The 21,115-nt window shown below is 67.5% G+C and carries 16 protein-coding genes; all 16 read right to left on the reverse strand.

The features are described from left to right. Window positions 1–5 precede the first annotated feature (5 nt). The 16 genes from IHE47_RS01770 to IHE47_RS01845 all read right to left on the reverse strand — a co-directional run bounded on the left by IHE47_RS01770 (window position 6) and on the right by IHE47_RS01845 (window position 21,085). A complete protein-coding gene (locus IHE47_RS01770) occupies window positions 6–1,328 on the reverse strand; it encodes an ABC transporter permease (protein ID WP_192103614.1) in 1,323 nt (440 codons plus the stop codon). 96 nt (window positions 1,329–1,424) lie between these two features. Next, window positions 1,425–2,663 carry an FtsX-like permease family protein gene (locus IHE47_RS01775; RefSeq protein ID WP_192103616.1) on the reverse strand — a complete coding sequence of 413 codons (1,239 nt, stop codon included), beginning with the start codon at window positions 2,661–2,663 and terminating at the stop codon, window positions 1,425–1,427. A 10-nt stretch (window positions 2,664–2,673) separates the two neighbouring features. Then, entirely contained in the window at window positions 2,674–3,993 is a 1,320-nt protein-coding gene (locus IHE47_RS01780; RefSeq protein ID WP_192103618.1) for an ABC transporter permease, read from the reverse strand. A gap of 98 nt (window positions 3,994–4,091) precedes the next feature. Next, window positions 4,092–5,324 (reverse strand): FtsX-like permease family protein, encoded by a 1,233-nt coding sequence (locus IHE47_RS01785; protein ID WP_192103620.1) that lies wholly within the window; start codon window positions 5,322–5,324, stop codon window positions 4,092–4,094. A gap of 10 nt (window positions 5,325–5,334) precedes the next feature. Further along, window positions 5,335–6,639 carry an ABC transporter permease gene (locus IHE47_RS01790; protein ID WP_192103622.1) on the reverse strand — a complete coding sequence of 435 codons (1,305 nt, stop codon included), beginning with the start codon at window positions 6,637–6,639 and terminating at the stop codon, window positions 5,335–5,337. A gap of 147 nt (window positions 6,640–6,786) precedes the next feature. Further along, complete coding sequence (locus IHE47_RS01795) at window positions 6,787–8,019, reverse strand: FtsX-like permease family protein (RefSeq protein ID WP_192103624.1); 1,233 nt, start codon at window positions 8,017–8,019, stop codon at window positions 6,787–6,789. Between the two features lie 62 nt (window positions 8,020–8,081). Next, window positions 8,082–9,392, reverse strand: coding sequence for an ABC transporter permease (locus tag IHE47_RS01800; RefSeq protein ID WP_192103626.1), 1,311 nt, complete (start codon window positions 9,390–9,392; stop codon window positions 8,082–8,084). A 79-nt stretch (window positions 9,393–9,471) separates the two neighbouring features. Further along, complete coding sequence (locus IHE47_RS01805) at window positions 9,472–10,632, reverse strand: alpha/beta fold hydrolase (protein ID WP_192103628.1); 1,161 nt, start codon at window positions 10,630–10,632, stop codon at window positions 9,472–9,474. A 54-nt stretch (window positions 10,633–10,686) separates the two neighbouring features. Further along, window positions 10,687–11,898: an FtsX-like permease family protein gene (locus tag IHE47_RS01810; protein WP_192103630.1), complete on the reverse strand. Its 1,212-nt coding sequence runs from the start codon at window positions 11,896–11,898 to the stop codon at window positions 10,687–10,689. Window positions 11,899–11,942: 44 nt separating this feature from the next. Beyond that, complete coding sequence (locus tag IHE47_RS01815) at window positions 11,943–13,232, reverse strand: ABC transporter permease (RefSeq protein ID WP_192103632.1); 1,290 nt, start codon at window positions 13,230–13,232, stop codon at window positions 11,943–11,945. A gap of 52 nt (window positions 13,233–13,284) precedes the next feature. Further along, on the reverse strand, window positions 13,285–14,514 hold the full coding sequence (locus IHE47_RS01820) for an FtsX-like permease family protein (protein ID WP_192103634.1): 1,230 nt from the start codon (window positions 14,512–14,514) through the stop codon (window positions 13,285–13,287). A gap of 10 nt (window positions 14,515–14,524) precedes the next feature. Next, entirely contained in the window at window positions 14,525–15,832 is a 1,308-nt protein-coding gene (locus IHE47_RS01825) for an ABC transporter permease (RefSeq protein ID WP_192103636.1), read from the reverse strand. Window positions 15,833–15,884: 52 nt separating this feature from the next. Continuing rightward, entirely contained in the window at window positions 15,885–17,120 is a 1,236-nt protein-coding gene (locus IHE47_RS01830; protein WP_192103638.1) for an FtsX-like permease family protein, read from the reverse strand. Window positions 17,121–17,202: 82 nt separating this feature from the next. Then, complete coding sequence (locus tag IHE47_RS01835) at window positions 17,203–18,510, reverse strand: ABC transporter permease (RefSeq protein WP_192103641.1); 1,308 nt, start codon at window positions 18,508–18,510, stop codon at window positions 17,203–17,205. Between the two features lie 48 nt (window positions 18,511–18,558). After that, window positions 18,559–19,782: an FtsX-like permease family protein gene (locus IHE47_RS01840; protein WP_192103642.1), complete on the reverse strand. Its 1,224-nt coding sequence runs from the start codon at window positions 19,780–19,782 to the stop codon at window positions 18,559–18,561. A 10-nt stretch (window positions 19,783–19,792) separates the two neighbouring features. Next, a complete protein-coding gene (locus IHE47_RS01845) occupies window positions 19,793–21,085 on the reverse strand; it encodes an ABC transporter permease (protein WP_192103645.1) in 1,293 nt (430 codons plus the stop codon). Window positions 21,086–21,115: the final 30 nt, after the last annotated feature.

The raw sequence follows: 21,115 nt of genomic DNA on the forward strand, positions 1-21,115 counted from the left end.
TCCCCTCATTGCGTCTTCAACTGCCACGCGGGTTGCACGCGCGAAGCCCGTATCGCCGGATACAGGCCGGCCAGCATGGTCGCCAGCACGGCCACCGCCACGGCGAGCAAGAGCAGGCTCACGTCCACATGCGCCAGGCCGGTCAGGTCCATGGGCAGCACCTGGTCGGCCGCAAGCACGCCGAACCCGGTCAGCAACAGACCAAGCATTCCACCGGCCATGCCTATCACCGCGGCCTCGGCGAGGAACTGCATGCAGACCGCGCTGCGCGAGGCTCCCAACGCGCGGCGCACGCCGATCTCTCCGCTGCGTCGCAGGAACTTCGTCAGCAGCAGCCCCACCGTGTTGAGCAGACACACCAACAGCAGACCCAGGGCCACCAGCATCGATACCCTGGTGTCGTCGGGCACGATGTGTTCGTGGTCCAGCCAGGCCCGCAGGCCGCGCAGCCGGTTGTCGGGCGACCAGCCGAAGCGGCCGAGCCGCTGCTGTTCGCGCGCATACTCGTCGAGGTATTGCCGGTAACCGCGCACCGCCGCCGCATCATCCAGTTCGGCCATGTAGACGATCCACGTGCAGGCCGACGATTGCAGGCCGGCGAAACCCGGCGCGGCCGGCGTGCCGCCCTTCGGGCAGTTGGTGCTGCCGGCGTTCTCCATGCCGGCTGCAATGGCGGCCTGGAAGGGCAGGAACAGATCGGGGCCGTCGCCGCCGAAACCGCCGGTGTCCACCACGTCGAAGAACGCCGGCTGCGGGTTCCATGGCTTCATCACGCCGACCACGCGGTAGCCGCGCCCGTCGATGCCCACCGTCCTGCCCACACTGTTCGCACCGCCGAACAGCCTGCGGTTGAGCGCATCGCCGATCACCGCCACGGGCGCGCCGCGCGCATCGTCCCCCGAGCCCCAGCCGCTGCCGTATTCGAACGGGACATCCAGCATCGGGAAGAACTCGCCATACACCGCGAAGCCATCCAGCGGAATCGGCGTGCGGCTGGCGTCCGTGGGCAGCACCGAAGGGGCTACGGCATAGATCGCCGATTGCCGTGCGGCACGGTGATCGCGCATCAGGGCCATCGCATCGGCGTAGGCCAGCGCATCCTGCGGCTCGCCGCTCCCGCCACGCTCCGCCGGCCCCCATGCGTCGATCTGCGGCACGAACAAACGGGATGACTTCCATGGGATCGGGTCTCCCGATACTGCACGGAATACCGCGTAGGCCGTCATCGATGCACCCACGCCAAAGCCGATGGCAAGCACCATCAACAGGGTGAGCCCCATGCTGCGGCGCAGGCTGCGCACGGCGATTTCAAGGTAGTAGCCGAACATCCATCCCCCTTTGTCTCGTGCCTGCAGGAGCGCACCCTGTGCGCGATTGCCTTTGCTTCGATCAAGCATCGGAGCCATCGCGCACAGGGTGCGCTCCTACACCGACCGCGTCGCCACCACCGGCGGCACGCGCGCGGCACGCAATGCCGGCGACAGCACGGCGAGCTGGCCGAGCAGCAGCATCAGCGCCGCGCCATATGGCAGGTAGGTCCACGGCAGGCGCGCCAGCTCGTAGTGGTGCATCAGCCACAGGTTGATCGCGTAGGCCAGCGCCATGCCGAGCAGGATCCCGCCGCCCACCACCAGCAGGTTCTCCAGTTGCACGTCGCGCAGGATGTTGCCGCGGCGCGCGCCCAGCGCGCGGCGGATGCCGATCTGCCGCGTGCGTTGCTGCACCCAGTAGCTGGTCAGGCCCATGATGCCGACCACGGTGACCAGCAGCACGATCAGGCTGACGCCGGACAGCAGCCACACCGCGGCCTTCGGCTGCGCCATCTGGCGTTCGCGCATGTCGCCGTACATCTCGTAGGCGGGGTCGATGCCCTGGATCATCTCGGGACCGAGTTCGCGCTTGAGCGTGGCCTTGGCCGCCTTGAGCACGCCGTCCACCTCCGCGGCCGAGCGCGCCCGCAGCGCGAATATCGGCATCGGCCAGTTCGTGGGTATGCTCGGGAACAGCATGCTGTAGTCGATGTCCTCGCGGTCGTCCTGGCCGAACTTGTTGCGCATCAGGTGCTCGACCACGCCGACCACGGTGCGCCGTCCCGCGTCCGCGGCATCGCCCAGGCGCAGCACATGGCCCAGCGCGTCGCCACCGGGGAACAGCCGCTCCGCCAGTGCGCGCGTGATGATCGCCGGCCCGTTCTCGTCGAGGCCCATGCCCTTGTACGACACGCCTTCCTCGGCGGCGCTGAAGTCGCGCCCCGCCACCAGCTTCAGGCCCAGCGTGTCGCGCAGATGGGTGCCGATGTAGACCGCGGTATCGGCCTTGGCCGGGTGGGCGCCTTCGCCGTACACGCCGCCGTTCATCTGCGCCACGGTCTCCATCGGGAAGGAGCCGGCCACGCTGACCGAGCCCACTCCGGGAATGGCGCGCAGTTCCGCCGCGACCTGGTCGAGTCGGCTGGTCGGCCAGGGCTGGCCGCGCGGCGCGATGTTCCACGCCACGATCAGGCGATCCGGGTTCCCCACGCCGTCCGGGGACACGATGGGCACCAGTTTCTGCTGCAGCAGGAACAGCGCGTTGCACGCGATGGCGCAGGCCAGCGCCACCTGCAGCAGCACCAGCAGCGGCATCATGCGATGGCGGAACAGCGGCTTGATGATGTGTCGCATGGCGGTTCCCTTACGCGATCTTGATCTGCAACGCCGGCGGCTGCCGGCACACGCGCCATGCCGGCAGGATGCCGACCAGCAGGCCCACGCCCACCGAGAGCGCGAACAGGATGACGAACACGCCCGGGCTGAAACGCGCGGCCTCCGCGTAGCTCACCGGCTGCATGCGCACGATCCACAGCCCCAGCCAGGTCAGCGGCAGCGCCAGCGCGCCGCCGATCAGGCCCAGCAGCCCGGTCTCGACCAGGTGCTGCACGAACACGTCGCGCCTGGAGGCGCCCAGCGCGCGGCGGATCGCCACGTCGCCCTGCCGGCGCAGGAAGCGCGCGGCCAGCAGGCCCGCCACGTTGACCAGGCACAGCAGCAGGAAGGCGCCCGCCAGCATCAGGTTGAGGTGCACGTCGTCCGGCACCACGCGGTTCAGCGTCATCCACGCCTGCGTGCCGTACAGCTTCGCCTGCGGCGGATAGGCGAAGCGGCCGGCATCGTGCTGGGCATCCGCGTAACCGGCAAGGAAGCGGCCGTAGTCGGCCAGCTGCGACGGCGTGTCCAGCCGCACCCAGGTCTCCATCCAGCGGCACTGCGCCACCGCCGCCGACTGGAAGCTGACCACCGGCGCCCCCTTGCCGCATTCGCCCGCGATGAGCGGCCCCACGCCCGCGTCCAGCGCGGCCTGCGCCGGCACGAAGAAGTTCTCCTCCTGCCCCATCACGCTGCCGGCGTTCTCGGCCAGGTTGAAGATCTGCACGCGCGGCTTCCATTCGCCGGACACGCCGATCACGCGGAAGCTGCGCTGCCCCAGCATGACGCTGCGGCCGACGGCGTCCTCGGTGCCGAACAGCTTCTGCGCCACGTGCGTGTCGATCACCAGCACCGGCGCATTCGCGGCCAGTTCGGCCTCGGTCCACGGCCGCCCGTAGCGCAGCGGCACGCCCAGGGCCTGCACCGCCAGCCCGTAGGCCATCAGGCCATAGGCCTGCTCGGATTTCCTGCCGTCCATGTCGCCCAGCAGCGTGAGGCTCTGCGCCACCGCCACCTGCTGCACGGCGCGATGCGCGTCCACCAGGACCCTGGCGTCGACCAGCTTGAGCAGACTGTCGGGCTGCTTGTAGTCGGGGTTATCCTTGTCCACTTCCTCGCGCGCGTCCATCGTCGCCACGTAGAGGTACGGGCTGACGCCGGGCAACGGCGCGCCGGACAGCGCGCGGAAGATGGTCATCGCCGTCATGCACGCGGCGATGCCGATGGCCATGGTCAGCACCAGCAGCAGCACCATCGGCACGTTCTGCCGGCAGCGGCGCAGGGCCAGGCGCAGGTAGTAGTCGAACATCCATCACTCCTTCATTTCGTTTCCGCAGGAGCGCACCTTGCGCGCGAATGCCTTGATGCCGGATCAAAGCCAAGGGCATTCGCGCACGGGGTGCGCTCCTACACCGTCCGCGTCGCCACCACCGGCGGCACGCGCGACGCGCGCAGCGCAGGACCGAGCACGGCGCACTGCCCCAGCGACCACAGCACGACGGCGCCCGAGGCCAGCCACGCCAGCGGCATGTGCGCCAGCTCGTAACGCCGCATCAGCCACAGGTTCAACCCGACCGCGCCGAGCGAGCCGACCGCGATACCCATCGTGACGATCAGCAGGTTCTCGAACTGGAAGTAGCGCAGGATGTCGCGCCGCGTGGCGCCGATGGCGCGGCGGATGCCGATCTGCCGCGTGCGCTGCTGCACCCAGAAGCTGGACAGGCCCACCACGCCCAGTGCGGTCAGCGCCAGCAGGCAGCCGGTGACCACCAGCAGGACCCAGACCATGGCGCGGTCGCCGTGGTAGTAGTCCGCGATGGTATCGGCGTAGATCTCCGCCTTCACCATGCGCGCGGGGTCGATGCGGGTGAGCACGCCGGGCAGGTCGCGCGCGACCGCGCCGCGCATGTCCGGCCTCACGTTCAGTACGTACACGCCACCGACCAGCCTGGTCGACGGCAAGATCATGTTGCGGTCCGCGCCCTGGTATTTGGTGATGCGCGGATTGAGCAGATGGCCGGTCACCCCCACCACCTGCACGGGCTCCTTGCCGTCGCTGTCCAGCCAGAAGGTTTTCCCCAGCGGGTTCTCGCCGGGCCAGAGCGCCTCGGCCAGCGTGTGCGTGACGATGGCGGCCGTTGGCGGCGGCGCCTTGCTGTCCGGACTGCCAAAGAGGCCAGGGGTGTAGGGCACATAGTCCTGCGGCAGGAAATCGCGCCCCGCCGACAGCTTGATGCCCAGCGTATGCAGCAGGCCGGGCGTTCCCGCGTACTCGACCACGTTGTCGATTTCGCTTTTCTTGTCGCCGGGGCGGCGCCATGCTCCCACGCTCATGTAGTTGCGACTCAACGGCAGCGTGTTGGCCATCGCCACCGACTCGACGCCGGGCATGCCGCGCAGGGCGGCCAGGTCGGCATCGATATCGGCGCCCATCCTGGTGTCCTGCCCAAGGTCGAGGCCGGTGGTGCGCGCCCACACCAGTTCATGGTCGGCCACACCGGTGACCACGCGCATGGCCGCCACGCGGTCGCCGATCAGGAACAGCGCATTGGTGACGATGGCGCAGGTCAGCGCGATCTCCAGCGCCACCAGTACGACGGTGGTCTTGTGGTGCTTCAGGGCGGAAACGATGGGATGCATGCTCACGTCCTCATTGTGTCTTCAGCAGGCGGGCCGGCACGATGCGGCAGGCCCGCCATGCCGGGAACAAGGCCGCCAGCAAGGCGGCGCACACGGCCAGCACGAAGGTGGCGGCGAGCATGGCCCCGTCCATGTGCGCAAACGCCGCATATTCCACCGGCTGCTGGCGCACGACCCACAAGCCGAAGGCCGCCAGCAGCAGCCCCACGGCGCCACCCGCCAGGCCGACCAGCGCAGCCTCCACCAGCAACTGCGCGAACACCGCGCGTTTCGAGGCGCCCATGGCGCGGCGCACGGAGAGCTCGCCGCCGCGGCGCAGGAACTTCACCAGCAGCATCGCCACCGTGTTGACCAGGCACACCAGCAGGAAACCCAGCGCCAGAAGGGTCTGCAGCTGCACGCTGCCCGGCACCACGTGGTTGTAGTCCAGCCATTGCATCACGTCGCGCAACCGTACGTTCGGCGGTCGCGCAAAACGGCCCAGCGCCTTCTGCTGTTCCGAGTAGCCGGCGAGAAAGTCGCGATAGGAGGCGACTCGCGCCGGCGTGTCCAGTTGCACCCAGAACTGCACCCAGGCGCACCCGTTGGCCTTCGTCATGTCGCCGTCCGTCGGGAAATCCCCCCAGCACATCATGCTGCCCTGGGTGCCCTGCTTCAGCTCCATGGCCGTCTCGAACGGCAGGAATACCTGTTCCGGCTTGGCGTAGCTGCCCATCGAGAGATCGTAGAAATGCGGTGCCGGGTTCCAGTCGTCGAGCACGCCGACGACGCGGAAGTCGTACTTGCCCAACCGCAGCAACTGGCCCACCGCATGCGGCGTGCCGTAGAGCTTGTCGGCCAGCTCGCGCGCGATCACCGCCACGCGCGCATGCTTGTCGTCGTCGCTGGCCGCCCAGCCGCCGCCATCGGCGAACGGCACGTCGAACATCGGAAAGAAATCCGCCGTGGCGTAACGGGCATCCGCAATGAAGGCGTGCGTCGCCCCCTGTGGCGGCACCACCGTCACCCGGCCGGCCGACATCGCCGCCTGGCGCACGCCCTTGCGCGCATGCAGCAGGCTCATCGCATCGAGCCACGTCAACTGGTCCGGCGGATCGCTGGCCTTGCTGTAGCCCTCCATGCCCTGTGGATCGACCTGCGGATAGAACAGCTGCCCGCTGCGCCCCGGGATCGGGTCGGCCGTCATCACGTGCAGCACCGTGATCATCGTCATGCTGGCGCCGATGCCCAGCGCGATGGCCAGCACCATCAGCGTGGTGAGCACCTTGTTGCGCCCGAGACTGCGCCAGGCCAGGTCGAGGTAGTAGCCGAACATCCGTCACTCCTTCGTTGAGCTCTCTCCTCTCACGCTTGCTGGAGAGGGGTCGGGGGAGGGGGCTTGGCCAGCGCGCAATGTCACGCCCCGCCCTGCCCTCTCCCGCCCTTCAAGCACCCTCTCCCGCAGGCGGGAGAGGGGAAAACTTCACACGCTGCGCGTCGCCACCACCGGCGGCACCGCCGCCGCGCGCAGCGCGGGCGACAGCACCGAAAGCTGGCCCAGCGCCCACAACGCCAGCGCGCCGATCGGCAGGTACCACAGCGGCAGGCGCGGCAATTCGTAGTGCGTCATCAGCAAAAGGTTCAGCACCACCGCCAGCACCACGCCAAGCACGACGCCGGCGGTGACGATCAGGAAGTTCTCGGTCTGGAAGTAGTGAAGGATGTCGCCGCGCGTCGCCCCTATCGCACGGCGGATGCCGATGCTGCGCGTGCGCTGCTGCACCCAGAAGTTCGCCAGCCCGGCGATGCCCAGCGCGGTGACGAACAGCAGGCCCAGCGCGGAGGCGATCAGCAGGCCGATCATGGTGGTGTCACGCTGGAAATAGGCGCGGCGGATCTGCGTGTAGGTCTGCATCTGCCCGGGGGCGATGATGCGGTTGGGGCTGGCCTGGAGCAACGCGGCCTCGGCGGCCTTGAGCACGCGCTGGCGGTCCTGCGGGGCGCTGCGCAGCACATAGGTGACGCCGGAGCCGTCGGGGCGCTGCGGCCAGATCAGGCTGTCGCCGTCGACGCCCGGCTTGCGCAAGGCCGGCCGCAGCAGGGTATCCACGATGCCGACGACGCGGATGAAGTGGTCGCCGTCGTACATGCTCTGCCCCAGCGCCGGCCGCCCCGGATACATTTTCTGCGCCAATGCGCGCGTGATGATCGCCACCGCGGGCTTGCCCTTGCCCACGTACTCGTCCGGCAGGAAGTCGCGCCCCGCCACGAGCTGCAGGCCCAACGTGGCGATCAAACCCGGCGTACCGTCGTACGAGGCGGGTTGCACGCAACCGCTGCCGTCGATCGAATTGAGCTGCATCGCCCGGTCCAGCGCCTGCTTGCTGGGGCAGATGCCGCTGGACGACTCGCTCTGGTTCAGCGGCAACGAATAACTGACCGCCACGGCGGAACGCACCCCGGGAATCGCGCGCAGGGCCGCCAGGTCGGCCGTCTGCCGCGCCTGCATGTTTTCGCCTTTTTCGATGCCACTGCTGGAGATCGCCGACAGCTCGTTCTCGGCGATGCCGGTGGGCACGCTGATGCGCTGCACGCGCTTGGCCACCATGAAGGCCACGTTGCAGACGATGGCGCAGGTGAAGGCCACCTGCAGGGTCAGCAGGATGGCGGTGAGCTTGTGGTGACGCAGGGTGGAAAGGATCGGTCGGATTTGCATGATCGTGTTTTCTCCGGGACGGGAGCCGGCGACGCCGGCTCCATCGCGCGCAGGGCGCGCTACTACATGGTTTTCAACTGCAGCGCGGGCGCCACCCGGCAGGCGCGCCACGACGGCAGCAGGCCGGCCAGAACGCTGGCGACGACGGCCAGCGCCAGCGTGCCCAGCAGCATCGGCACGTCCATCTGCGCCAGCCTGGCGTAGTCGTCCGGGCGCTGGCGGATGCTCCACAGGCCGAGTTGCGCGATGGCCAGGCCCAGCACGCCGCCGGCCACGCCGATCAGCGCCGACTCGATGCCGAGTTGGACGAAGATGTCACGCCGCCTGGCGCCCAGCGCGCGGCGCACGCTGATCTCGCCGCCACGGCGCAGGAACTTGGCCAGCAGCAGCGCCACGATGTTGAGCATGCACACGAACAGGAAGCCCAGCGCCAGCCACAATTGCAGGTCCACGTCGTTGGGCACCAGGTTCTCGTGCGCCAGCCAGCCCATCAAGCCGTACAGCTTCGCGTTCGTCGGCGGGCGCTGGAAACGGCCCAGCGCCTTCTGCTGCGCGGAGTAGTCGACCAGGTATTGCCGATACGCCGCGACTTGTGCCGGCGTATCCAGCTGCACCCAGAACTGCAGCCAGCTCATGTTCGCGCTGGTCAGCGACATCGAATCGCCCTTGCCCCAGCCGGACTGGTTGCCGCTGACCTGAAACTTCTGGCTCACCGCCACCGACAACGGCAGGAAGAACAGGTCGGCGTCGCTGTATTGGGTGCCGGTCTGGTCGGCATAGAACAAGGGCTTCGGCGCCCAATCCGCCGTCACGCCGATCACGCGGAAATCGTGCTCGCCCAGGTGCACCGTCTGGCCGACCGCATTGCCTGCGCCGAACAGCTTGCGCGCCAACGCGTCGCTCAGCACCACCACCTGCGCGTCGGCCGCGTCGGCCGCCGCGCTCCAGCCGCCGCCGCGCTCGAACGGAACGCCGAACAGCGCGAAGAAATCCGCCGTGGCATAGCGTCCCGCCACGTAGAACGGCCGCAGTCCTGCCCGCTCCGGCCGCAGCAGCAGCGAACCGCCCGCCATCGCCGCCTGCCGCACGCCGCGCCGCGCCGCGAGCAGCGCCATCGCATCGGGCCAGGTCAGGTCGGCGGTGGGGTCGGGGCCGTCGCCGCGCCGCTTGTGATCCAGTGGCAGCGGATCGAGGTGCGGCGTGTACAACTGCGCGCTGCGCCCCGGCATCGGGTCGTCCGTCATCACGTGCAGCACCGTCAGCATGGTCATCGACGCGCCGATGCCCAGGCCGATCGCCAGCACCATCAGGCCGGTGAGGACCGGCGTGCGCCTGAGGCTGCGCCGTGCCAGGTCGAGGTAATAAGTGAACATCGCATCTCCATGTGTGTATGTACCACGGCCATCCCACGCAGCCGGCCGCGATGCCAGGGCATCACGGCCGCCCCCCGGATCAGTGGTCGCGCACCGTCTCGGCCGGCGCCGCGTCGCCCGCCTTCTGCGCATACGGCAGCACGTCGTCCACCAGGTGGATCAGGAAGCGACCAGGCTGCTCCAGCATGATCATGTGCGCCGAATCGGCGAACACCACCAGCCGCTTGGACGGCGCCTGCAGCTTGTCGAACCACTGCTCGGCCAACGTGTGCGACGTGGTGTTGTCATGCGCGCCGACGAACATCACCACGGGGCAACCGAACCGGGTGGTGCGGTCGAAATCTACCGACAGCAGCGGCTTGAGCAGGTGCTTCAGCGAGAAGACGCTGCCTTTGCCGATGGCGCTGACGTCGCTTGCGCTGTAGTCGGGCGACAGGTCCCAGGTATCCGCCGCGAACTGGTAGTCCTGGCGCCCCCAGGCGAGGCCGCCGTAGTACATCTCCCATTTGTCGCGCACGCTGATCTGGTCGAGCGTGATGCCCTTCAGCCCCGGATAGGGCGCGATCGCTTCCAGCTCGCGCACGGCGGCGGCATTGCCGTGCGCCTTGGCTTCGCGCATGGCGAAGGCGTAACCGTCCTCTTCGTTGCGGCGCATGTTCACGACCTGGCCCACACTGATATAGGCGTAGAACCAGTCCGGGTGGCGCTGCGTCAGTTCCACGCCCAGCACGCTGCCCCAGGAGTGCCCCATCACGAAGATCTTCTGCCTGTGGAAGCGCTGGCGCAGGTAGTCCACGACCTGGGCCGCATCGTCGGTCATGCCCTCGATGCTCATGCCCGGCGCCATCAGCGCTTCGGTATTGGCGGCATAGGTCTTGCCTGCGCCGCGCTGGTCCCACTCGACCACGGTGAAGTAGTCCTGCCACGGCGACTCGAACGTCCAGGCCTGCGGCATGTCCGGCGATGCCGGGCCGCCGTGCAGCACCAGCAGGATGGGGTTGCGGAGATCGCGGCCGCGTATCGTCAGCCACTGGTCGATACCGTTGATGCGTACCTTGATCTGCTCCTGGATGCCGTTCTGCGAAACGATCTTCTGGTTGGCGGCGATGACGCCGGTGACCTGGGCTCGCGTCATCCAATGCGCGGCATCCTGTTCCGCCGCGGTGGCACCCGCGACACCTGCCGTCACGAGCGTGGCCGCAGCCAACAGGGCACCGACTGCCCGCCGAATCTTCTTCATGCATCACTCCATCAAGGTCAACGATTGGTGGCGGGTTCCCCCGCCCATGGAAAATCACACGGACCGCGTCGCCACCACCGGCGGCACCGCCGCCGCGCGCAACGCCGGGCCGAGCACCGCGAGCTGCCCCAGCACCCACAGCGCCAGCGCGCCCATCGGCAGGTAGTACAGCGGCAGGTGCGGCAGTTCGTAGAACTTCATCAGCACCGCGTTGATCACGTAGGCCAGCAGCATGCCGAGCGCGATGCCGAACGTGACGATCAGGAAATTCTCGGTCTGGAAGTAGCGCAGGATGTCGCCGCGCGTGGCGCCGATCGCACGGCGGATGCCGATCTGCTTGCGCCGCTGCGCCACCCAGAAGCTGGCGAGGCCGACGATGCCCAGTGCGGTGACGAGCAACAGCGCGACGATCACGCCGACCAGGATGCCGGCCATCGCGCGATCCGCCTGAAAGTAACTATCGCGCAATTCGCCAATCGTGCGACTGGCCTGCTGGTCGAGCACGGCCTCGGGAACGATGCTGGCGATCGCCGCACGCGCATCGCGCAATACCTGCTGCAAATGCGCCGGGTCGGCACGTAACAGGTAGTTGTTGGTGAGTTGCTTGCCGGGCAATGCCGGCACGAACACCGACCATTCGCGCGTGGACGGCCCGCCCTCGCCGCCACCTGGTCGCGCGAAATGCGCCAGCACGCCGGCCACGCGAAAGTGGTACTTGCCCATCCAGAACTCCTTGCCCAGCGGCGATTCATCCGGCCACAGATGCCCGGCCAGCGCGCGCGTCACCCATACGGAGGCGTCCGCCGGCAGGAAGTTTTCGACGGCCTGGAAATCGCCCTGCGCAGGCGCCGAACCGGCTACAACTTGCAGGCCAAGCGCCTCGAAGCTGCCCGGCCCTGCGACATAGAAATCCACCACGCCACCGGAATGCTGGCCTGCCGCGTCCAGTGTGATGCCTGCGGTGCCGGCATGGTTGCCGAAGGGCACCGCGTTGATCACGCTCACCGACTGCACGCTGGGCAACTTACCCAGGCCGGACAGCACGCGCGCATTGACGTCGTTTGCATTGCAGTCGTCGCAATCCAGCGTGATCTGTGCGAGTGCGGCCTCGTCCACGCCACTGTGGATGTTCATCGCCTCCATGCGCGAGGCGATCAGGAAGCAAGCGTTGCATAACACCGCGCAGGCAAGCGCGACTTCCAGCGCGATCAGCAGCGTGGCGAGGCGATGTTTGCGCAGTGCCGAAAGAATGGGCTTGATCTGCATGGTGGCGGTACCTTTATGGAAAGCGCTCTGGTTGGGAGTGCGCATCACAAAGCCTTCAGTTGCAGCGCCGGCGCGACGCGACAGGCACGCCACGCTGGCAACACGCCGGCCAGCACGCTGGTGGCGATCGCCACCGCGAACGTGGCCAGGAACATCGGCAGGTCGAGGCGGATGAGGTCGGCGTAGTCAGTCGGCTGCCGGCGCACCAACCACAGGCCCGCCATCGTCAGCAGCCAGCCGCCGATGCCACCGAGCAGGCCAAGCAGCCCCGCCTCCACCAGGCATTGTGCGAAGATCGCCGCGCGGCTCGCGCCCAAGGCGCGGCGCACGCCGATCTCGCCGCTCCGACGCAGGAACTTCGCCAGCAACAAGCCAATGGTGTTGAACAGGCAGATGGCGAGGAAGGCGAAGGCCAGCCAGTTTTGCAGGCGCACGTCGTCCGGCACCACGCCAAGGTAATCCAGCCACTGCATCAGGCTGCGCAAACGCGTGACGCCGCTGGTGAAGCGGCCAAGCGATTTCTGCTGCGCGGCGTAATCGCCCAGAAACTGCTTGTACGCGGACACCTTGGCGGCATCGTCCAGTTGCACCCACAGCCCAACCCATTCGCATGGTGCATTCTGCAGATGGCCTGGCGTGGATGGCATATCCCAGCAGGTGAACTGCATGAAATGGCCGTCGTTGATCTCCAGGCCGGAGGTCAGCGGCGTCATCACGTCCTGCGGCCTGGTGTAGTTTCCCCATGCCTCGTAGAACAGCGGCGCAGGCCGCCACGGCTTGAGCACGCCGACGATATGCAAGTCGCTGCGACCCAGACGCAGGGTGCGGCCCACGCTATTGGCACCGCCGAACAGCTTGTTGTTGAGATCGTCGGAGATCACCACTACCCGCGCATGTTGCGCGTCATCGTCCGCGCTCCAGCCGCTGCCATAGTGGAACGGTACGCCGAACATCGGGAAGAAATCCGTCGTGGTCGAAAGCATGTCCAGCTGCAGTGGCGGCACGGCGGACTCCGGCGCGACTACTTTGATCGCGCTGTTCACGATCAACGCTTGGCGGTCGGCGCGATGTGCTCCCCACAGATCCATCGCGGAGTGGTAATCCATTACGTAAGCCGGCTCCTTGGCATGTGGCCGGGCGATGTCCGGATTCAACTGCGCATAGAACAGGTGCGCGCTCCTGCCCGGCAGCGGGTCGCCGGACAGGATGTGCATCACCGTCAGCGTGGTCATGGACGCGCCGATACCCACCGCGATGGCCAGCACCATCAGCACGGTGAGCACCTTGTTGCGCTTGAGGCTGCGCAAGGCCAGGTCCAGGTAATAGCCGAACATTTCCGTTTCTCCTTGTTGCATTTCCTTCCCCCGCTGGCGGAAGAAGGGGAACTCACGCGCTCCGCGTCGCCACCACCGGCGGCACGTTCGCTGCGCGCAGCGCTGGACCGAGCACGGCGAGCTGGCCCAGTACCCACAGCGCGATCGCGCTGACCGGCAGGTAGTACCAGGGCATCCGCGTGATTTCGTAGTGCCGCATCAGGTACAGGTTGATGCCGTAGGCCAGCGACATGCCGAGCACCACGCCGGCGCCGCTGAGCAGGAAGTTCTCGGTCTGGAAGTACTGCAGGATGTGGCTGCGGCTGGCGCCCACCGCGCGGCGGATGCCGATCTGCTGGCGCCGCTGCCCCACCCAGAAGCTGGTGAGGCCGACGATGCCGAACGCGGTCACCGCGAGCATCACGACGCAGACCAGCACCAGCATCCACGCCATGCTGCGCATGTCGGCGAAGTACTGGTCGCGCATGTCCGAGTAGATCGCGCTCTTGGTCACGCCGTTGGGATTCAGCTCGTCGAGCTTCTGCTCCGCAGCGCGCATCACACGATCACGGTCGCCCGGCGCGCTGCTCAGCACATAGCGCCGGAGGTTGCCTTTGGAGCCTTCCGCGCTCATCGGGAAGAAGGCGCTGTAGTAGTTGGCCGCCTCGCCCGGACCATCGATGTTCGGGCGCAGCACGTCGGCGATCACGCCGACCACGGTGTAGTAATGCGACGTGGTGTAGTAGGTCTTGCCCAGCGCCGACTGCCCGGGCCACATGCGCTCCGCGATGCTGTGCGTCACCAGAGTCACGTGCGTCTCCGGCAGGGGCGCGCTGCCGAACGAGCTGTCCGCGTAGTCGTCGGCGTTGAAGAAGCGCCCTTCCAGCAGGCGCAGGCCCAACGCCTTGTCGGCACCTTCGCCGAGGAAGAACAGCGAGAAGTTGACCGTCTTCTTGTCGAAGACGGACACATCCGGCGAGGTACCGAAGCTCCATCCCCAGTTGTTGTGGCTGAGCGGCAAGGTGCTGATTGCCCCTGCCGCCTGCACGCCGGGAATGCCGCGCAGCGCCGCGAGGTTGCGCGGGATGTCGCTGCCGGCGGTTTTCTCGTCGGTGCCGCTCAGCCCGACCATGCTCAGGCTGTGCTCGTCGATGGCATTGGGCAGGCGGATGGCGCTCACGCGCTGGCCGATCATGAACACGGCATTGCACAGCACGGCGCAGGTCAGCGCGATCTCCAGCACGATCAACACGGTCGGGATGCGGTGCTTGCTCAGGCTGGCGAGTATCGGACGGATTTCCATGGGTATCTCCTCAGCTGGCCTTGAGTTGCGGTGCCGGCGCCACCGCGCAGGCACGCCATGCGGGCAGCAGCCCGGCGATCAGGCTGGCCACCAGTGCCACCACGAAGGTGAACAGGAACATCGACAGGTCCAGGTGCGCGAGGCTGGCGTACTCGGCAGGCTGGTGGCGTATCCCGAACAGGCCCAGCTCGGCAAAGCCGAGGCCGAGCAGGCCGCCGACCAGGCCGACGATGCCGGCCTCGACCATGAACTGGCCGAAGATCGCACCGCGCGTGGCGCCCAGCGCACGACGCACGCCGATCTCGCGCGAGCGGCGCAGGCACTTGGCCAGCAGCAGGCCCACCGTGTTCAGCACGCAGATCAACAGGAAGCCGTACGCCAGGCCGGCCTGCAGCCGCACGTCGTCGGGCACTACCTGCTGGTCGCGCAGCCAGCCCATCAGATCCAGCAGCGCGGTCTCGTCGCGGCTGAAGCGACCCTGGGCCACCTGTTGCTTCGCATAGTTGGCGAGAAACGTCCGGTAGTCGGCCACGGCCGCCTGGTCCGGCAGCTCGACCCACATGCCAAGCCACATGCACGGCGCGGCCGCGAGGTTGTCGACATCGGTGACCGCGTTGTAGCACTCGATGTCCTGCGGCCCCATCTTCAGGTCCATGGCGGTCTTCAGCGGCAGGAACATCGCATCGCCATCGCCGCCGTAGTCATGGCCGCCCAGGTCCAGCGCATAGAAGCGCGGCTGCGGCGACCACGGCTTGAGCACGCCGACGATCCGGAAGTCGTGGTCGTTCATGCGGATCGTCTTGCCCACGCTGTTGGCGCCGCCGAACAGCTTCTGGTTGAGGAAGCCCGCGATCACGATCACCCGGGAACCACCCTCGTCGTCCGCCGCCGTCCAGCCGCTGCCGTACTCGAACGGCGCATCGAACAGGCCGAAGAAATCCGCCGTTGTCTGCACTCCGTCGCTGTAGAAGGGCCGCTCGTTGGCCCGCTGCGGCGCGATCTTGCCCGAGGTCAGCGCCACCGCCGCCTGCCGCTTCGCGCGGTGCGCGTGCAGCAGGAACATCGCGTCGACGTAGGTCATCGTCGCCGGCGGCTCGGTCTGGCCGGCGATATAGCCTTCTTTGGCGTTGGGATCGACCTGCGCATAGAACAGCCGGTCGCTCTTCTGCGGCAGCGGATCGCCCGAAAGCAGCCGCAGCACGGTCGTGGTGGTGATGCAGGCGCCGATGCCCAGCGCCAGCGACAGCACCATCAATCCGGTGAGCACCCGGTGGCGTTTCAAGCTGCGCAAGGCCAGGTCTAGGTAATAACCGAACATGTCCGCTTCTCCTCAATTGCAGCCCTCTCCCGCAGGCGGGAGAAGGAAGAGTTCACACGCTGCGCGTCGCCACCACCGGCGGCACGTTCGACGCACGCAGCGCGGGACCGAGCACCGCAAGCTGGCCGATGCCCCACAGCACCAGCGCGCCCACCGGCAGGTAGATGCCGGGCAGGCGCGGCAGTTCGTAATGCAGCATCAGGAACAGGTTGAGGCCGTAGGCCAGCACCATGCCGAGCGCGATGCCGAAGCTGGCGAGCAGGAAGTTCTCGGTCTGGAAGTAGCGCAGGATGTCGCCGCGCGTGGCGCCCAGCGCACGGCGCACGCCAATCGTGCGGCGGCGCTGCCCCACCCAGAAACTGGCCAGGCCCACGATACCCAGCGCGGTGACGGTGAGCAGCGCCACGATCACGCCGACCAGGATGCCGGCCATCGCGCGGTCGTCGGCGAAATACTCGCGGCGCGCCGCGTCGTAGGTGCGCTTCACCAGCACCACGCGATTGGGATCAAGTTGCTTGAGCTTGGCCACTGCGGCCTTGAGCACCGCTCCGCGCTCCTGCGGCGACGTGCGGAGGATGTAGCTGGAACCGTCGGCCGCCGTCATGCTTATCGGCAGCACCGTGCTGTACTGGACGCCCTGCTCCAGCTGTTTCGGCCGCGCCAGGCTCGCGACCACGCCGATGACGCGGAACGGCAGGTTGTTGCCGAAATAGACCGTCTTGCCCAATGCGTCCTGCCCTGGCCACAGGCGCTTGGCAAGCCCGCGGGTGAGAATGATCTCCTGCGGCAGGCCACGCGCGTCGCCATCGTGCAACGCCTGCACCGCCGCATCGAAATCGACGTACTCGCCGGGCTGGAAATCGCGTCCCGCCACCAGTTGCGCACCCAGGGTGGGCAACAGACCCGGCCCTCCCATGAACTCCGCGACTTGCGCGGTCTTCTGTTGCTGGCGCGGATCGAGCATGAGGCTACCGTTGGAGTCGCTGCCGAAGCTGAAGGGCAACTGGTTGGCCACCGCCACCTGCCGTACTCCGGCAATCTGCCGCAAGGCGGCCAGGTCCGCTTCCGTCTGCGCCTTGGCATCGACGTTCTTGCCGACGTGGCCCAGCTGGATCTGCACCAGCTCGTGCTCGGCGATGCCACTGGGGAGATCCATGCGCTGCAGGCGCTGGCCGATCAGGAACACCGCGTTGCAGACGATGGCGCAGGTCAGCGCGATTTCCAGGATCAGCAACCACGCCGTGGTCTTGTGCCGCCGCAGGGTGGAAAGGATCGGTCGCAATTCCATGGTGTCGCCTCATGCCCCAAGCGGAGCGTTTTCTTGAGAAGTGCGGCCATCGACGGCCGCTCCCGCGTGCAGGGCAAGCGGATTAATTGCTCTTCAATTGCAGGGCAGGCGTCACCTGGCAGGCGCGCCACGCGGGCAGCAGGCCGGCCAGCAGGCTCGCACCCAGCGCCAGCAGAAAGGTGGCCAGCAGCATCATCGGATCGAGATGCGCCAGCGACGCGTACTCCGCCGGTTGACGGCGCACCAGCCACAGGCCGGCCAGCGCCAGCAGCAGGCCGCCCGCGCCACCGACCAGCCCGACCACGCCGGATTCCACCAGGAGCTGCGCGAACAGCGCGCGGCGCGAGGCACCCAGCGCACGGCGCACGCCCAGTTCGCCGGCATGGCGCAGGAACTTCGCCAGCATCAGGCCCACCGTGTTCACCAGGCATACCAGCAGGAAACCGAAGGCCAGCCCCGCCTGCAGGCGCACGTCGTCGGGCACCACCTGCTGGTAAGCCAGCCATTGCATCACGTTGCGCAGCCGCACGTTCGGTGGCCGCTGGAAACGCCCCAGCGCCTTCTGCTGCTCGGCGTAGTGCAGAAGGAACTCCTTGTACCCGGCGACCTTGGCCGGGCTGTCCAACTGCACCCAGAACTGCAGCCACGCGCAAGGCGAGTCATGGTCCGGCGCCTGGCCGGAGCCCCCGTTGCCCCAGCAGTCGACGCTGCCGTCGTGGGCCATGCCGAGGTCCTGCGAGGTGGACAGCGGCAGGAACACGCCTTCGTTCTCGTTGTAGTTCTTGCGGTTCAGGTCGTAGAAGTTCGGATTGGGGTGCCAGTCGCCGATCACGCCGACGACGCGGAAGGCCGAGCCATCCAGCCGCAGCGTCTTGCCGGTGCTGTCGCCGCCGCCGAAAACCTTGTCGTTGAGCTGGCTGCTGATCACCACTACCCGCGCATGCGCATCGTCTTCCGCCTCGCCCCAGGCATGGCCATACTCGAACGGCACGCCGAACATGGGAAAGAAGCCTGCCGTGGTGAAGCGCATGTCCTCGTAGAACGGATCGAACGCGCCGTTCTCGGGCTGTATCGCCGCATCGCCGCCGGTCATCAGCGCCTGCCGGTCCGCGCGCTTCGCCTGCAGCAGGTTCATGCCGTCGATCCAGGCCATTTGATCCATCGGCTCCGTCTTGCCTGGCAGGTAACCATGGCCGTCACGGGGGTCGAGTTGCGGGTAATACAGCGACCCGCTGCGCCCCGGCAGCGGATCGCCGGACAGCACGTGCAGCACGGTAAGCGTGGTCATCGAAGCACCGATGCCCAGCGCGATCGCCAGCACCATCAGCGCGGTGAGCGCCTTGTTGCGCCGGAGGCTGCGCAAGGCGAGGTCGAGGTAGTAACCGAACATCTCTGTTTCTCCTCCAAATCCCCCTTCAAGGGAGAGGCTTCAAAGCCGTCACACGCTCCGCGTCGCCACCACCGGCGGCACGTGCGACGCGCGCAACGCGGGGCCGAGCACGGCCAGCTGGCCGATGATCCACAGCGTCACGGCACCCACCGGGAAATACCAACCCGGCAGGCGCCCCAGTTCGTAATGCAGCATCAGCACCAGGTTGAGGCCGTAGGCCAGCACCATGCCCAGCACGATGCCGAGCGTGGCGATCAGGAAGTTCTCGGTCTGGAAGTAGCGCAGGATGTCGCTGCGCGTCGCCCCGACGGCGCGACGGATGCCGATCTGCCGGCGGCGCTGCGCCACCCAGAAACTGGCCAGGCCACCGATGCCGACTGCGGTGACGATCAACAGCAGCAGGCACACGCCCACCAGCATCCAGGCCATCGCGCGGTCGTTGCGGTAGTACTTGGCGCGCGCCGCTTCCAGCGTCCGGGCGTTCTTCGGCGACACCAGCCGCAACGGGCCATCGCCCTTCAATGCCTGCAAGGCAGTGCGGATCACCGCATCGCGCTGCGACGCGTCCTTCACGCGCAGCAGGTAGGCACCTTGCGCATACGACAGGTTCACCGGGAACAGCATGGCGTATTCGTAGGACTCCGCAGGCCCGTAATCCTTCGGCTGCACCAGTCGATCCACCACGCCCACGACGCGGTTGGTGCCGAAGGCATAGATCACCTTGCCGGCCGCCGACTGGCCCGGGAAAAAATGCTCGGCCAGCGCACGGGTGATGATGACCGGCACGGTGGCGCCGCCGCCTTCCAGCTGTTCGTCGCTGACGAATTCGTCCGGCTTGAACCAGCGCCCGTCGACCAATTTCAGGCCCAGCGTGCCAGCCAGCTGCGCGTTGCCGAAGTACTGGGTCACCGTGATGGTCGGCGCATTGGGCGCGTCGCTGAGGCCGACGCCGCTTCCGCTGAACGAGTCGCCGAACAGGGTCTGGTTGATGATGGACACGCTGGCCACGTCGGGAATGGTGCCCAGCGCAGCGAGGTCGGTGCGCGTCTGCGCCATGATCGCCTCCGGCGAACCGGGCGCGACACTGCGCACCCCCACTTCCACGAGGTGCGCCTCATCGACGCCAGTGAGTCGATGCATGCGATCCAGCCGTGCACCGATCAGGAACAGCGCGTTGCAGACCACCGCGCAGGAGAAGGCGATTTCCAGCACCAGCAGGCATACCGCGATACGGTGGCGGCCAAGCGCGCTGAGGATGTGGCGGAAGTGCATGGGCGCTCTCCTAATTCGACTTGATCGCGGCGGCGGGCGCCACCTGCATCGCCCGCCATGCGGGCAGCAGGCCGGCCAGCAGGCTGCTCGTCAGGGCCAGCACGAACGTGCCCAGCAGCATGCGCAGATCCATATGGATGAACGCCGCGTAGTCGGTGGGCTGGTGGCGCACAAGCAGCATGCCGAGCCCGGCCAGCGCCAGCCCGAACACGCCGCCGACCAGGCCCACCACACCGGCCTCGATCAGGCATTGCAGGAAGATCGCGCGCCGCGATGCACCCAGCGCGCGGCGCACGCCAAGCTCGCCGCTGCGGCGCAGGAACTTCGCCAGCAGCAAGCCCACGGTGTTGAGCAGGCATATGCCGAGGAACCCAAGCGCCAGCCACATCTGCAGGCGCACGTCGGAGGGCACCACGCCCTTGAAGTCCAGCCATTGCATCACGTCGCGCAGATCGGCCTGGCCGGAATGGTGGAAGCGGCCCGCCTGCTGCTGCAGGGCGATGTAGTTGCCGAGGTATTGGCGGTAGGCCGACACCTTGGCCGGCGTATCCAGCTGCACCCAATACTGCAACCACAGGCAGGGCGCGTCCGCCGCCTGCATGTCGTTCGAGTTCCCCCAGCACCACATGTTTCCGCTGGCGCTCAGCTTCATGTCCTCCGCCGTGGACAACGGCATGAACACGTCTTCGCTGTCGCCGAACTGGCCGTTGCTCAGGTCGTAGAAACGCGGATTCATGTCCCATTCGCCCAGCACCCCGACGATGCGCAGCCCCTGGTCGCCCACCTTCAGCGTCTGCCCCACGCTGTCCTTGCCGCCGAACAGCTGCTCGTTCAACGCACTGGAGATCACTGCGACGCGTGCGCGATTGGCATCGTCGTCGGGCCCCCACGCGTGGCCGTAGCGCAACGGCACGTCGAACATGGGGAAGAAACCCGCGCCGGTGTAGCGCGCCTGCACCCATTGCGGATCGCCCTGCACCGGCGTCACCGCCATCGAGCCGGCCGACATCGCCACCTGGCGATCGCCACGCGTGTCGTGCAACAGCGCCTCGGCATCGCGCCGGGCCAGGTTGTCGGGCACGTCGTCGCCCGCGCGGAAACGATCATCGGGAAACACATTCATGCGCACGCGGAACAGCTGCGCGCTCTTCTGCGGGATCGGGTCGCCCGACAGCACGTGCATCACCGTCAACGTGGTCATGCTGGTGCCGATGCCCAGCGCGATGGTCAACACCATCAGCGCCGTGAGCACCTTGTTGCGCCTGAGGCTGCGCAGTGCCAGATCGAGGTAGTAGCCGTACATGCCGCACTCCTTCTTGATCTCCCTCTCCTG

It is taken from the genome of Rhodanobacter sp. DHB23, from assembly GCF_014842975.1.
GTDB lineage: Bacteria > Pseudomonadota > Gammaproteobacteria > Xanthomonadales > Rhodanobacteraceae > Rhodanobacter_A.